9 protein-coding genes are annotated in these 15,804 nt (G+C 32.5%); 4 read left to right on the forward strand and 5 right to left on the reverse strand.

Annotated features, from left to right (window positions below; genetic code table 11):
- The first annotated feature begins 3 nt into the window (after positions 1-3).
- The 3 genes from LOS86_RS11385 (at position 4) to LOS86_RS11405 (ending at position 8,410) form a co-directional block, all read left to right on the forward strand.
- Positions 4-219, forward strand: coding sequence for an Fjoh_0651 family PID-CTERM protein (locus LOS86_RS11385; protein ID WP_231842226.1), 216 nt, complete (start codon positions 4-6; stop codon positions 217-219).
- Between the two features lie 116 nt (positions 220-335).
- The gene (locus LOS86_RS11390; RefSeq protein ID WP_309508762.1) at positions 336-7,406 is read left to right on the forward strand and encodes a PKD domain-containing protein; all 7,071 of its coding nucleotides are present in this window, start codon (positions 336-338) and stop codon (positions 7,404-7,406) included.
- A gap of 8 nt (positions 7,407-7,414) precedes the next feature.
- Positions 7,415-8,410: a PorP/SprF family type IX secretion system membrane protein gene (locus tag LOS86_RS11405; RefSeq protein ID WP_231842227.1), complete on the forward strand. Its 996-nt coding sequence runs from the start codon at positions 7,415-7,417 to the stop codon at positions 8,408-8,410.
- Positions 8,411-8,414: 4 nt separating this feature from the next.
- Here LOS86_RS11405 and LOS86_RS11410 read toward each other — a convergent pair whose 3' ends face one another.
- The 4 genes from LOS86_RS11410 to recR form a co-directional block, all read right to left on the reverse strand.
- Positions 8,415-9,800, reverse strand: a complete 1,386-nt coding sequence (locus LOS86_RS11410; RefSeq protein WP_231842228.1) for a UDP-glucose 6-dehydrogenase — start codon at positions 9,798-9,800, stop codon at positions 8,415-8,417.
- A 1-nt stretch (position 9,801) separates the two neighbouring features.
- Complete coding sequence (locus LOS86_RS11415; RefSeq protein WP_231842229.1) at positions 9,802-12,255, reverse strand: polysaccharide biosynthesis tyrosine autokinase; 2,454 nt, start codon at positions 12,253-12,255, stop codon at positions 9,802-9,804.
- A 9-nt stretch (positions 12,256-12,264) separates the two neighbouring features.
- Entirely contained in the window at positions 12,265-13,062 is a 798-nt protein-coding gene (locus LOS86_RS11420; protein WP_231842230.1) for a polysaccharide biosynthesis/export family protein, read from the reverse strand.
- Between the two features lie 127 nt (positions 13,063-13,189).
- A complete protein-coding gene (gene recR / locus LOS86_RS11425) occupies positions 13,190-13,807 on the reverse strand; it encodes a recombination mediator RecR (protein WP_231842231.1) in 618 nt (205 codons plus the stop codon).
- Positions 13,808-13,947: 140 nt separating this feature from the next.
- Here recR and LOS86_RS11430 point away from each other — a divergent pair, with 140 nt between their 5' ends.
- The gene (locus LOS86_RS11430) at positions 13,948-15,444 is read left to right on the forward strand and encodes a sodium:solute symporter (protein WP_231843938.1); all 1,497 of its coding nucleotides are present in this window, start codon (positions 13,948-13,950) and stop codon (positions 15,442-15,444) included.
- On the opposite strand, the gene LOS86_RS11435 is transcribed toward LOS86_RS11430, so the two are convergent.
- Positions 15,441-15,797 (reverse strand): CoA-binding protein, encoded by a 357-nt coding sequence (locus LOS86_RS11435; protein ID WP_231842232.1) that lies wholly within the window; start codon positions 15,795-15,797, stop codon positions 15,441-15,443. The genes LOS86_RS11430 and LOS86_RS11435 overlap by 4 nt on opposite strands.
- Between the last annotated feature and the right edge of the window lie 7 nt (positions 15,798-15,804).

Raw genomic sequence — 15,804 nt, forward strand, 5'->3', positions numbered from 1 at the left:
ATCATGAAATTTAAAACTTTAGCACTGTTAATTATTTTACTAATATCTTCATTGACTTATTCCCAATTTGAAGATGATCCAGGTTTTGGTAGCGGTGATGGAGATCCTGCAACAGAACCAGTTCAAACTCCAATTGACCATATTATTATTCCCTTATTAATAACAGGAATACTAACCTCAATATACTTTATAAAAAAGAAAGAAAAACAACTCCATTAAAATTCTATTTAAAAATGCGCTACAACTTGTTTTGTAGCGTTTTTTTTTATAATTTTAAGAAAAGTTTTGTCTCCCTAATCATTACTTTTAGTAATTTTAAAAAAATAACTATGAGTATGCCCCAAGAAAATAGCTGTAAATACGTTAGTATTTTAATCTTCTTACTGTTTTCAATGGTAGGATATAGTACCACCTATAATGCTTCATTTACTACAAATCCTGCAGCTATTAATGGAACTGTAACCATTTGCAGCACGCAGAGCATAACATTTACAGATAATTCTACTAACACAAATGGGGCAACCATTTACAATTGGTCATTTCCCGGTGGAAACACAACAATAGCTAACACAAGTGGTCCTCATACAATAACCTATACCACTGCAGGTAATTTTACTGCAACATTAACAATTGACAATACAACTTCTTTTAGTGTTAATGTAGTTGTATTGAATAGCACCCCAAGTTCGCCAGTACTAGAACTTATAGATGGTAATTTCTGGACCGTAACAACTTTCAACAGTCAAAGTTACTTTACATACTGTAGTAACGATGCTAATATTTCGGGAGGATTGTTTTCATTTACTACACAATCAACCCAGACCAACAACAATACGCAACATGTGTTTGATTGGGGTGATGGTACTTCTGATACTTTTACAGGTACTAATTTATCGGACACTTTCCATTTTTATGCTGCTGCTGGAAATTATACTTTAACCTATACGGTACTACTAGACAATGCTTGTAGTAGTACAAGAACTTACAATCTATATGTAGGAGCCATACCCACCGCTACTATTAGCGCAGTAGGCATCCCCACTTTATGCAACCCGGGAAGTGTAACCTATGATTTATTAATTGGTGCACAAAATACACCAGGCACTACTTATACCTTTCAAGTAAATGATGGAACACCTCCAGTAACGTTTAATCACCCGCCACCAGCAACTATAACACATCAGTTTTTAGATAGCTCATGCGGCACTACATCCAATATCAATAGTACGGTATATCCAAATTCCTATCAAGCATCAATAACCGTAAATAATCCTTGCGGAAATAGCACGAATGCTGTAGGACCAATTAATATTCAATCAGCTCCTATTGCCAACTTTACCAGAACCCCAAGTGAAAATATAGTTTGTGAAGGAACTACTGTTGCTATAAGCGATAGTACTCAAGGCGGTTATAATATTGGTGGCCCACCAACCTACACCTGTACTCAAACCTACAGAAAATATTGGACCATAACTGGACCTGATGGGTTAATAGCAACAAGTAGTGGAGGGATTTTAATTGCTAATCCTTACATTTCTTGTCCAAATAATTTTGGTTACAATAATAATCAACCAAATAATCCAGGTGCATGGTTACCCATAGCATCAAATATTATTAACGTTACTTTTTTATTACCAGGAAATTACACTATTGACTTTTACACAGGCTCTAATTTATGCGGAATAAGTACAACTTCTCAAACAATTTGTGTAACACCAAGAGTTACTTCAGATTTCAGTTTTGCTACAAACTCAAATTGTGCACCTGCTACACTTAATACAACTAACAATTCAAGTGTCCCAGGATGTGGTAATGCAATAAATTACAATTGGACCATTACACCAAGTAATCCAGATAATTGCCCAAGCTTTGATTCCAATGGCTGGCTATTTTCAAATGGAACCGCTACAGATCCAACACCAGAAATCACTTTAAATTCACCAGGAATTTACGAAATTTCATTAGCCGCATCTTTAGCTATACCAACTGCTGGAGCCTTGTGCACAACAAACACAAAAACAGAAACAATAACCATTGCTGGGAAACCTGTAACTTCTTTGAGTCCAGAAACCATATGCGAAGGTGAAACAATCACTTTAAACCCCACCGTTTTTAATTGTTATGCAACAAATCCGGTGAGTTATGTATGGGACTTTGGAGCAAATCCACCAACCAGTATATCAAGTAACAACGACCCAGCACCAATTGTCACATTCGATACACCTGGTATATATAATTACACTTTAACCATTTCAAATGAATGTGGTAGTAATTCATACAGCAGTAGTATTACAGTAAATCCGAAAGTAAATGTAACAGCTGTTGGAACAGCTGCAACCTGCGTAAATACAACTTTACAATTAAACGGAACCATTACAGGTGGTGCAACAACTGGAGTATGGACCGCATCTGAATCAGGAGGAACATTTATCCCAAATGTAAACGATTTAAACCCTATGTATGTTCCACCAACAGACTTCATCGGAACCATTACATTTACTTTAACTTCTGATGCTCCTACAGCACCATGTACCATTATTACAGCATCTTTTAGCACCGTATTTAATACAGAAGCAACAGCAAATGCAGGCAGCTATGAACCATTATGTGAAAATTCAAGTATACTATTAAATGGCGATTTTGGAGGAGCTGCAGCTTCTGCCACATGGAGCGATTCAGTTGGAGGTTTATTTTCAGATATCAATAACATAAATAGTACTTACACTCCACCTACTGGATATATTGGAGACATACTATTAACTTTAACAACAAATGATCCGCCAGGACCTTGTGATGCTGTAATTGACACAACAACAATAACAATATTACCAACACCAACTGTTAATCCTATAGTAGATATTTTTAGTTGTGATAATACAGCAATACCGCCTATTACCTTTACAGGAAACAATGCAAATGTTTTTACTTGGACAAATTCTGATACTAACATTGGTTTACCTGCTACTGGCTCCGGAGATATTATTTTTACACCAAACAACACATCAAATAGTGCAATTACAAGCAGTATAACAGTAACCCCTGTTAACAATGTAAGTACTTCATTTTGTGATGGAAATCCTATCACGTTTTCTATTACGGTAAACCCAAAAGCACAAGTAAATAGCATTAACAATCAAACGTTTTGTAATGGAGACACCTCAGCTTTAATTGAGTTTTCAACTGTAAATGTAGATGGTACTACAACTTATGAATGGACAAATAACAATTCTACTATTGGATTGGCTTCAAGTGGAACTGGAAATATAGCACCATTTACAGTAATCAATACTACAAATAGCCCATCAGTAGCAACTATTACTGTAACACCAACATATACCAATAATGGAATAAGCTGTATTGGAGACAGTATAAACTTTACAATAACTGTGAATCCAACAGCACAAGTTGAAGTAATTTCAGATGTAACTTATTGTAATAATGTAGCAATTACCCCAATAATTTTTACAACAACAAACCTAGGTGGCACCAATACATTTGAATGGACAAATGACAATACCGCAATTGGACTTGCAGCAACAGGAAATGGAGCTATCAATTTTACAACTACAAACAATACTATAGTCCCACTTATAGCAAACATTACAGTTACACCTATTTTTACAAACAATGGAATTTCATGTAATGGTAGTAGTGAAACTTTTACTATTACGGTTAACCCTACCATCCAAATTAACCCAATAAGCGATCAATCACTTTGTAATGGTGATAACACAAATACGATACAATTTTCAACAAATACAACTATTGGAAACACCGTATTTAACTGGACTAATGACAATCCAAACATAGGTTTAAGTGCTAATGGCAGTGGCGATATTCCAAGTTTTGTTGCAATTAATAACACGAATAGTCCTATAACTGCAACTATTAGCGTTACACCAACCTATACCTATAACGGAATAAGTTGTAATGGAAACACAGAAGAAATTAGAATCACGATAAATCCAACCGCTCAAGTTAACCCAATTGCAGATAGTACAATTTGCCAAAATTCGTCAACTACTCCAATTCAATTTACAACAAATAATTTAACAGGAATTACAACGTATCAATGGACTAATGACAATCCAAATATTGGTTTACCTTCAAATGGAAGTGGTGACATACCAAGTTTTATTGCTACTAATACCACATCTGAACCTATATTAGCAACGATTACAGTAACACCATTTTTTACTAATAGTGGAATCAGTTGCAATGGAAATAGTGAAACTTTTACTATTACTGTTAATCCATTAGCACAAGTAAATCAACCAATAAACCAGATAGTTTGTAATGGAACAAACACTAATATCATTGAATTTTCAACATTAAATACGCTAGGAATTACTACTTATGAATGGACGAACAATACACCATCTATTGGCCTATCGACAAATGGAACTGGAGATATAGATGCTTTTACAGCCTTAAATCCAATTCAAAACCCAATTACAGCAACTATAACAGTCACACCAACTTTCACTTATAACGGCATAAGTTGCATAGGAAATAGCATTCCATTTAACATTACGGTTAATCCAAGTCCTGAAATCCTGTTTTCATTACCAAATCAAACCATTTGCTCACAAGAAAATACATCAGAAGTGCTTTTATCTAGTTCATCATCAAATATAAATTTTTCTTGGACTGCAACACAACCTGCAGGTATTGAAGGGGTAATAACATCAGGTACAGATAGTATCCCAATACAGAATTTAATAAATTTAACAAACGTTCCTATTACTGTTACTTATGAAGCTTATGCAAGCACTAATGATTTAAATGCGTGTCAAGGATTAGCTTATTTCTACTCTGTAACAGTTAATCCAAAACCAAATTTAATCAACGAAGATATTTTACTATGTAGTGAACAAACATATATTTTTTCACCCACTAATGGTGTTCCTAATGCTACTATTATTGTACCATCCAATACAAATTATAACTGGATAATTACACCAAATTCAAATATTTTAGGCGCAAGTAATGGTTCGGGTAGTGAAATAAATCAAACATTGACAAACACAACTGCAACACCTCAAACCATAACGTATATAGTAACACCAGAGACTAATGGCTGTATAGGAAATGATTTCACACTTAATATCACGGTATTACCAAAACCAGATGTATTATTTAACATCCCTAATCAAACGTTATGTAATGGCAGTACTTCATCGCCTATAGAATTGTATTCAACAATTCCAGGTAATTATACTTATATTTGGAATACAACAATTCCAGCTGGCATTTCAGGGGCAATAAGTAATGGTACTGGAAATATCCCAAGTCAAACTTTACAAAATAATACAAATTTACCATTAACCATAACGTATGAATCATATGCTATATTTGATAATTTAGGATCTTCTTGTACAGGTCCTATAAGTACTTATGAGATAACAGTAAATCCATCCTACTCGGCTTCTAGTACTATTTCAAATTATAATGGATATAATATTAGTGGGTTTGGTGGCAACAATGGATTTATTGAATTAGATATATTTGGTGGTTCCGGTAGTTATAGTTACAATTGGACGGGACCAAATGGCTATGTAGCAGTTACTGAAGATGCAAATAATTTAATTGCAGGAGACTATATGGTTACAATTAATGATGGCATATGTCCGCCCATAATTTTAAACTTTAGTTTAAACCAACCAGATGAATTACTAGCAATTAATAACAATAGTGCACTAATAAATGTTGATTGCTTTGGAACTGCTACAGGAACATTAGGAATTTCAATTACTCAAGAATCTGTACCTCCTTATACATTTATAGTCAATAACAATGGAAACGTAATTCAAACCATTGCAAATTCATACAGTTCAACTCCTACTTTTAATGGGTTAAGTGCAGGTATTTATGATATTCAAATCATTGATGCTAATGGAAATACTAAAACAATTTCTAATTTAGTCATTTCTGAACCTACTGAATTAATAGCAACTACAACTGCTACTCAGATAAGTTGTTTTGGTTCAAATGATGCCAGTATAACACTATCAATTATCGGGGGAACACCTCCTTATAATATCAATTGGAGTAACTTTGCAGCAGGTACTCAATTAAATAACTTAGGAGCAGGAACTTATACAGCAACGGTAACCGATGCCAAAGGTTGTGTTAAACTAGTACAAACTACAATTTCCGACTTACCTGTTTTTATGTTGCAACCTGTTGTAAATCAAATCACTTGTTTTGGTGAAACAGATGGAAGTATTGATTTAGGACTAATTGGAGGATTAGCACCTGTTACAGTAACATGGGATGACGGAAGTACAGCGGGCTTAGTTAGAAACAACTTGTCGGAAGGTATATACACTGCAGTTGTTACCGATGGAATGGGTTGTACCATTCAAAGAACATTTGCCATAACAGCACCGCAAGTCTTGATAATTAACGGTATTGTTCAAAATGACATAGAATGTACATCAAGCAATTCAGGTAGTATCAATTTAATTCCGTCAGGAGGAAGTCCGCCTTACAGCTATAATTGGTCTAATGGAGCAACAACAGAAGATCTTATCAATATTACAAGTGGTAATTATTCCGTTGTAGTTACAGATTCAAGAGGTTGTAGTGTGGTGGGACAATATAGTGTTTTTAGACCTCAACCCCTTGTTGTAAATTTAACCCAATCGCAAAGAGTAGATTGTGAAAACGGAGAAGTTAGTAATGAATTTGAAGCATTTGTAAGTGGAGGTGTACCTCCTTATCAAATCAATTGGAGCAACGGAACTCCATCTGGACAGTTTAACCAATTCATGACAACAACTCAAAATGGATTAATTTCAGTAATAGTTACAGATGCAAATTCATGCTCAAATACGGCCAGTTACACCATTTCAAATCCAGATATTGGTAACGCATTATTTAGCCAAACTTCAATTGGATATACGACATTGGGCGATTATGCTATAGAAGACCCAATCCAATTTACCAATTTATCAACAGGTACACCAATTGGATACATTTGGGATTTTGGAGATGGAATATTTTCAAATGAAGAAAATCCAACACATACCTATTTAGTAGAAGGAACGTATAATGTAACATTGACAGCTACATATGAATTAGGATGTAGTAACACTTACACCGTAACAATAAATATTACAAAAGGCTATAAATTAATTGTTCCAAATGGGTTTACAGCGAATAATGATACTATTAATGATACTTTTGGACCAGCATTTGAAGGTTTAAAATCGTTACAATTGAGTATTTATGACAGTTGGGGAAATTTAATTTTCTTTGAAGAAGGAGACAATTTAGCGGGATGGAACGGAACCATAAACAATATCCCTGCAGAAAACGGAAATTATTATTATAAATTAAGCGCAAGTACATTTTTTGGTAAAAAAATTGAACAAAATGGAGCTTTTGTCTTACTTAAATAATCAAAACTATGAAATTAAAAGCAGTAATATACAGTATATTCATAGGATTATTAAGCACAGCTGTAAAAGCTCAAGATCCTATTTTTACCCAATATTTTTTGGTGCCAGAAACAATTAATCCCGGATTTACAGGATTTTTAGAAACAACGAGTGCTGGTGTTATGCACCGCACACAATGGACCAGCTTACAATACAAAATGGATACAAACTACGCATATGCTAGCACTTGGCTAGAAAATAGCAATAGTGGCATAGGGGTAACTTTTCTTAATCACAGAGAAAACTTTACAGGGTATAATTTTTTACAAGCCAACATAAATTATGCCTATCGAATTGAACTAAATTACGAATGGTATTTTAGACCAGGAATTGAAGTTGGGTATGGAAGTAAAAGTTTTGGTTTTCAAAATCTATTATTGAGAGATCAAATTAACATTAGTTCAGAAACCATAAATCCAGTAAGTATAGATCCACTACAATTAAACAATAGGATTCATTTCATTGATTTTTCTACAGGATTGTTATTCTATAAAGATAATATGTGGTTTGGAACAGCGGTAAAACACCTGAACAAACCCAATATTGCAATGGCAGAAGAAGGAAATATTCCTTTAGAAATGTTCTATAATATTTCTGGAGGTTATGAATTTGAATTAGGACAAATGATTTCAACATTTTTACCACTTGAAACCAGAATGATGGTTACTGTCAACTTCATGAAACAAGGACAATACAATCGATTAGATGTAGGTGGTTCCTTCATCTTTAATCATTTTACCATAGGAGTTACTACGGCATTAAATCCAATGAAAAAAGCAGACAATAGTCACACCTTAACTTCGGTAAATCTTTTTAGTGGATTAAAATATGAGAATTTTAAATTCGGATTTTCCTATGACGCAAACACCTCCAAGATAGGTAATACTGGAGGTGTTTTCGAACTAGGATTAGTATATCAATTTGATGTTGATGCTAGAAAATGTTTTGGTTGCCCAGGATATTAATATATTATCCAATTTTATAATATTGAAAACCTATTGCATTCATTTTTTCTGCATCTAAGATGTTTCTTCCATCAAAAACAAAAGCTGGTTTTAACATAGCATCGTATATTTTTTGCCAATCATACGCCTTAAATTCATCCCATTCTGTTAATACAGCAATAGCATGTGCATCTTTGCACGCTTCATATGGATTGTCATACACATGTACTCCTTCTGAATTAGAAGCTTCTGAACGAGTTTCTAAATAATTCAAATCCGATTGAATTTGAACTGCCCCTACTTTTGGATCATACACATGAATAGAGGCTTGCTCATTTAACAAATCATCTGCCACATAGATAGCTGCAGATTCTCTTGTATCGTTTGTATCTTTTTTAAATGCCCAACCTAAAAATGCTATTTTTTTTCCAGAAACGGTGTTGTATAAAGTCTTAACGATATTTTTGGCAAAACGTCTTTTTTGATGGTCGTTCATTATGATAACTTGCTCCCAATAATCAGCCACTTCATTTAATCCGTAAGATTTAGCAATATAAACTAAATTTAAAATATCTTTTTGAAAACACGAACCTCCAAAACCAACAGATGATTTTAAAAATTTTGGTCCAATTCTACTATCCATTCCTATGGCTCTTGCTACTTCATTAACATCTGCACCTGTTTTTTCACACAATTCACTTAATGCATTAATAGAGGAAACACGTTGAGCTAGAAAAGCATTTGCCGTTAATTTTGATAACTCAGAAGACCATACATTTGTAGTTAATATATTCTCTTTTGGAACCCAATTTGCATAAACTTCTACCAAAAGATCTATAGCTTTTTGTCCTTCAGGAGTAGTGTCTCCACCAATTAAAACGCGATCAGGAGCTAATAAATCTTCTACAGCTGTACCCTCAGCCAAAAACTCAGGATTTGATAAAATTTGGAAATTAACTCCGTTACCGGTATGATCTAATATGTTTTTTATGGCACTAGCTGTACGAACTGGTAAGGTAGATTTTTCTACTACAATTTTATCATTTTTAGCTACACGAGCAATTTGACGAGCACATAATTCAATATATTTTAAATCGGCTGCCATACCCTTTCCTACTCCATATGTTTTTGTAGGCGTATTAACAGATATAAATATCATATCAGCAGCATCAATTGCAGCATCAACATCGGTAGAAAAAAATAAGTTTCTTCCTCTCGCCTCTGCTATAACATCGCTAAGTCCAGGCTCATAAATAGGGATATTCAATACATTTTCGTCATTCCATGCTGCAATTCTTTTCTCATTTAAATCTACTACTGTAACTTTAATATGAGGACATTTTTGAGCTATTATTGCCATTGTAGGTCCACCAACATAACCCGCTCCAATACAACAAATATTTGTAATCATTTTATTTAAATTTATTTTTTATGTCTTTTATAATCTTTTTTATCCCTTTAGGCTCAATTGGTTCATCATGATAACCTTCACCATAAGCTCCATAGCCGTACCCATAACCATTATGAGCTTTTTTAGTAAAACCATTAAAAATTATACTAATATTATGCAATTCACCTCGTTTGTGCTTTTCATTAACAACACTTAACATTCCCTTTTTAGTATAACCTTGTCGGGTTACATAAATAGTAGCATCACAAAACTGAGCCAATTCTAGCGCATCTGAAACCAATCCAACAGGAGGCGTATCCAATACAATATAATCGTATTTAGTTTTTAATTCTTCTATCATTTCATACATAGATTCCCCCATTAATAACTCAGAAGGATTTGGAGGAATAGGACCTGATGGAATGACATCTAAATACGGAATGTGTGTGTTTTGTATGACTTCATCAATTGTCTTTTGACCAATCAAATAATTTACTACACCCGTAATATTATTGATATTGAAATCTCCAAAAATTCTTGGCTTTCTTAAATCCAAACCTACAATTACTGTTTTTTTATCACTCAATGCAAAAACAGTAGCTAAGTTTATAGAACAATAAGTTTTACCTTCTCCACTAACCGAGGATGTTAACATTACTATTTTAGCGCCATCTTTTTGCTTTTGTTTTTTATATAAAAACTGCAAAGAAGAACGAATTGCTCTAAACGATTCAGCCAAAGGAGCTTTAGGTTTTTCAAATACCGACAAATTATTTTTAGTGTTCTTTTTACCAATAACTCCTATTATTGGAATATTTGTCATTTTTTGAATATCTTCTAATGTATTAATATTGTTATCTAATAATACAATTACAAAGACTATTAATAAGGGCACTAAAAATCCAATAAATGCTGCTAAAATATAATTTATACTCGTTTTTGGACCTCTTAATCCTCCACCTATATCTTTAGCTGGATCTAAAAATTTAATATCTGAAATATTAGCTGCTTTTACTATTTCTGCTTCACTTCTTTTCTCAAGAAATGTGCTGTAAATTTTATCTTTTAAATTGTATTTACGCGTAATTTTTATATGTTCTTGCTTGTTTTCTGGTAATAAACTAGCTTCACTTTCTGCTTTTGCAATGTTCTTATTTATTAAAAATAAATTAAGAGATAAGGCGCTTTTTGAACTGGCTATATTTTCTAAAAGAACTTTTTTAATGGATTCCATTTCAACATCAAATTCAGAAAACATTTTTTTATTTTTTACAGAATAAGCCAATTTAGCTCGTTCTGCTGAAAGTGATATTAATTTTGAAACATTTCCAATAATATTCGGATCATCAATTCCTGCAACTGTAGGCGCAGGAAGTTTTGAATAATCTGTAGTTTTTTCTAAATAATTTTTTAGTAAATTATAATACGCTATTTTTCTATTAATAGCATCTTTTTCAGCATCAAACGAAGATAGTTTAGCGCTTAAAAGACCACCACCAGCTTCTCCTTCTAATTCAAATATATTTTTACCTCTTCTGAATTCTTTTAATTCATTTTCAGCATCTTTGATTTGACCTTCCATTTCTTTTAGAGTGCTATCAATAAAATTAATGGTATTATTAGCAAAAAGGTTTTTACTGTCCAATTGAATTTTTCTTAATACTTCAACTGTTGTATTTAAATACTCTACTAATCTATATTTATTTGGACCTTCAAGTTGTAAACGAACAACAGATGTGGCTTTAGCATCAGCATTTACTTCTAAAGCACGATAAGCTGAAACTGTTTGATTAAAATCATCAAATCGAATGTAATATTCTTGGTTTGAAAAATCAAAAGCTTCGGGCTTAATGAGTAATTTAATCTTTAAAAATGGTAAATCTACAAACTCATTAATTTTGTATACCTTGTTGAATTCACCACCTGATACATTTACAGGATGAATACTAACATCTGAATACTGAATTAAAGAAGCAGATGTATCTTCACCAAAATCAACTGACAATTGATATTGAGTTGCAGATAAAAACTTAATCTTTATTAGTTTAGAAAATAATTGGCCTTGATTTTTATCAATTTCAACATAAAAAGGAACCTCACCATAAGCATCCTTATAAAAATACTCTCCTTTCTTTAAATACTTGATGTAATACTGAAGTTTATCAACAACTATTTCATTATGCGAACGCGATTTTAAACTTGTAATTATAGTTTGTACTTTATCGGATGTTCCTCCCCAGTTAAAAACCAAACTGGTATTTGAAGTAAAAAAGGGATTATTTTGGTCTTCAATTACAATCAAAGACTCCATACCATAAAGGGTTTCTTTTCTAATATTTACATTATAAGCATAAACAAATGTTATGATAAGAGATAAAACAAACCATTTCCAATAAGCTACAATTCTAAAAAGAAAGCCTTTAAAATCGAAAGAATTGTGCTTTTCAAAAAAATTAAAATCTTTAGTATCTAACATATATGGTTTTTATAATGTTTTAGACAATACAAGCAATGTTGTAATTAGTGAGATAGCCGTCATGATGGTAGCAATTGATTGAACACCTGTTACACCAGTACCCCAAGTTTTTTGCTTAAGAGGCTTGATTATGATATAATCATTTGGCTGAATATAAAAATAAGGGGAATGAACAGCATTTGCATCTGTAAGGTCAATATTATAAGTTTCAAATCCGTATGGGAATTTTCTAATGATTTGGACCTCTCTTCTATTTCCTGTAATATTGATATCACCCGAGTTTGCAATTGCTTCCATGATAGTAGCGCGGTCTTGAAACAAAACACCCATACCCGGTCTTCCAATTTCACCATTAATAACGTATCGTAATCCAGCTAATTTTACGGTTACAAAAATATTAGCCTCTTTTTTAAAATAGTCTTCTAATAATTGTTTCTCAATTTTAATACGAACTTCATCTGTTGTATATCCTAAAACATTAACCTCTCCTAAGATTGGAACTCTAATATTTCCATGATCATCAACTGTATAACCATTAAAATATAAACTTTGGGGTGAAACTTGCATTTGACCTGCATTTGCTTGTGTACTAGTTGAAAACATTTCAACCAATCTTTGATCTAACGCTTTAATATTAATGCTTAATATGTCATTTGCTTGAATTCTGTAAGGTTTAGAATTCTCATTTACAATTTTTATTGAATCTGACTTTGATACAGAATTAGGCTGTAAATAAGTAATATCTCTTGTAGAAATACAAGAAGTTAACATTACAGCAAATAAAGTAAAAAAAAGAATTTTTCTCATGAATAATTAATACTGGCATTGTAAATTTTCTCGATAGAAAACAACAATTCTAATTTAGAAAACAAATATAGTTTTTTACATTTAACATATTGAATTTATTACAAAAAATCGACAAAAAAACACAAATTTAATACTTCATCGAAGCTTCGTAAGGAATTCTATTTAACAAACTTCTACCTAAGGTTACTTCATCTGCATATTCTAATTCATCACCTACAGCAATTCCTCTTGCAATGGAAGACGTTTGTATTTTGTAATCTTTTATTTGTTTGTATATATAAAAATTAGTGGTATCGCCTTCCATTGTAGAACTTAATGCAAATATAATTTCGGAAACATTTCCTTGTTTTACTTTGTCAACTAAGGAAGAAATCTTCAATTGACTTGGACCAACCCCTTCTATCGGAGAAATTTTTCCACCTAAAACATGATAAACTCCTTTAAACATCCCTGTGTTTTCTAATGCCATCACATCGCGAACATCTTCCACTACACAAATTATTGATTTATCTCGAGAAGCATTAGAACAAATACCACACAACTCATTATCTGAAATCGTGTGACATTCTTTACAGTATTGAATGTCATTTCGCATCGCAGTTAATGCAGATGACAAAACCTCTGTTTGCTCCACAGGTTGCTTTAATAAATGTAGTACTAAACGCAATGCTGTCCTTTTACCAATACCCGGTAGTTGAGACATTTCATTAACCGCGTTTTCTAATAATTTTGAAGGTAATTCCATTTAGCAAAAGTAGTCAATTTTGAAAAAAGAAAATAGACTACAGATAATAGAAGATCATTTTTTTTCATATTGTCTTTTTTCTTTTTTCTAGGCTCCATATGCTCATTTATTTCTATTTTAGCACATCTAAAACCCAACATATGACTTCAGGAACTATTTTAGCCATAATTATCATTTACTTCGGAATTTTGATTTTGATTTCCAATTTTGTTAGTAAAAAAGATAGTAGTAATGATGCTTTTTTCAAGGCAAATAAAAATGCTAAATGGTATTTAGTTGCTTTTGGAATGATTGGAACAGCGCTATCTGGCGTAACTTTTATTTCCGTCCCTGGTGAAGTAGGCAATCCTGATTTGCAATTTAAATATTTCCAGTTTGTATTAGGAAATGCGATTGGTTTTATCATTATCGCAACAGTATTACTACCCTTATACTACCGAATGAATTTAACTTCGATTTATGGTTATATTGAACAACGATTGGGTGTTGTGAGTTATAAAACTGCTGCGACTATTTTCTTGATTAGTAGAACGATTGGATCGGCTTTTCGTTTATATTTAGTAGTAATTGTGTTGCAACGATTTGTTTTTGATGACTTCGAAATTCCGTTTGCTGTTACCGTTTTAATTTCGCTTGCCTTAATTTTTGCTTATACTTATCGTGGCGGATTGAAAACGATTATTATTACCGATACCTTACAAACGTTTTTCCTAGTTTCTTCTGTATTTTTGACGATTATTTTTATTTGTAATAGTTTAGATTTAGGATTTGTTGATGCTTTTGAAACCGTAAAAAACAGTAATTATTCTAAAGTTTTCTTTTATGAAGACTCCTTAAAAGGCAATTATATAATAAAACAAATTCTAGGCGGAATCTTCGTAACCATTGCAATGGTTGGATTAGACCAAGATTTAATGCAGAAAAATTTAAGTTGTGCCAATATCAAAGAGGCACAAAAAAACATGTTTTCTTTTACCGGAATTTTTGTCATCATCAATATTTTCTTTTTAAGTGTGGGAGCTTTGCTTTATTTGTACGCAGAAAAAAATGGCATATCGGTTCCAATGGTGGATGGTATAAAACGCACCGATTTACTTTTCCCTGAAATTGCTTTTAATCATTTGAGTATTTTTCCAGCAATTATTTTTTTATTAGGATTAACAGCAGCCACATTTGCAACTACAGATTCTGCCTTAACGGCTTTAACAACATCATTTTGCGTGGATTTCTTAGGAATGGACAAAGCGGAAAACCAAAACAAATCTAATACGGTTAGAACACGTCATTTGGTACATATTGGATTTTCTTTCTTGATGTTTTTAGTGATTATTATTTTTAATTCATTAAATGATAAATCCGTGGTAACTATGATTTTCAAAGTAGCAAGTTATACGTATGGACCACTTTTAGGATTGTATGCATTTGGATTGTTTATGAAATCAAAAACCGTTCACGATAAATTTGTTCCCATTATCTGTGTAATTTCTCCATTGATTTGCTTTTTGTTAGCTAAAAATTCGGCAGCACTTTTTGGAAATTACGTAATTGACAACGAATTAATTATCGTAAACGGAATGATTACTTTTGTTGGCTTGTTGTTAATTAGCAAACCCGCTACAAGTCAAACCAAATTTTAATATTGATTGGTTGCCAATAAAACTAACGTACAAGCTACTTCGTACTGAATATTATTTGCCTCTAATATTTTATAAAAATCAGGATTTTCTGTTCCTGGATTGAAAATAACGCGTCTAGGTTGTAACGATAGAATATAATCGTAATAATCTTCTTGCGCTTTTGGATTAACATACAAAGTAATGGTGTCTACCGCATGAAAATCTAATTTTTCGGTTTCGATTGGTATATCAAAAGCCATTCCTTTTTTGGCTCCTATAGCAACTACTTGATGACTTTTATCGACTAAATTATGAATCGCTTTATATGAATATCGCTCTTTATTTGTAGAAGCACCAATAACTAATGTTTTCATTTTATTT

The sequence above is a fragment of the Flavobacterium cyclinae genome, from assembly GCF_021172145.1.
Taxonomy (GTDB): domain Bacteria; phylum Bacteroidota; class Bacteroidia; order Flavobacteriales; family Flavobacteriaceae; genus Flavobacterium; species Flavobacterium cyclinae.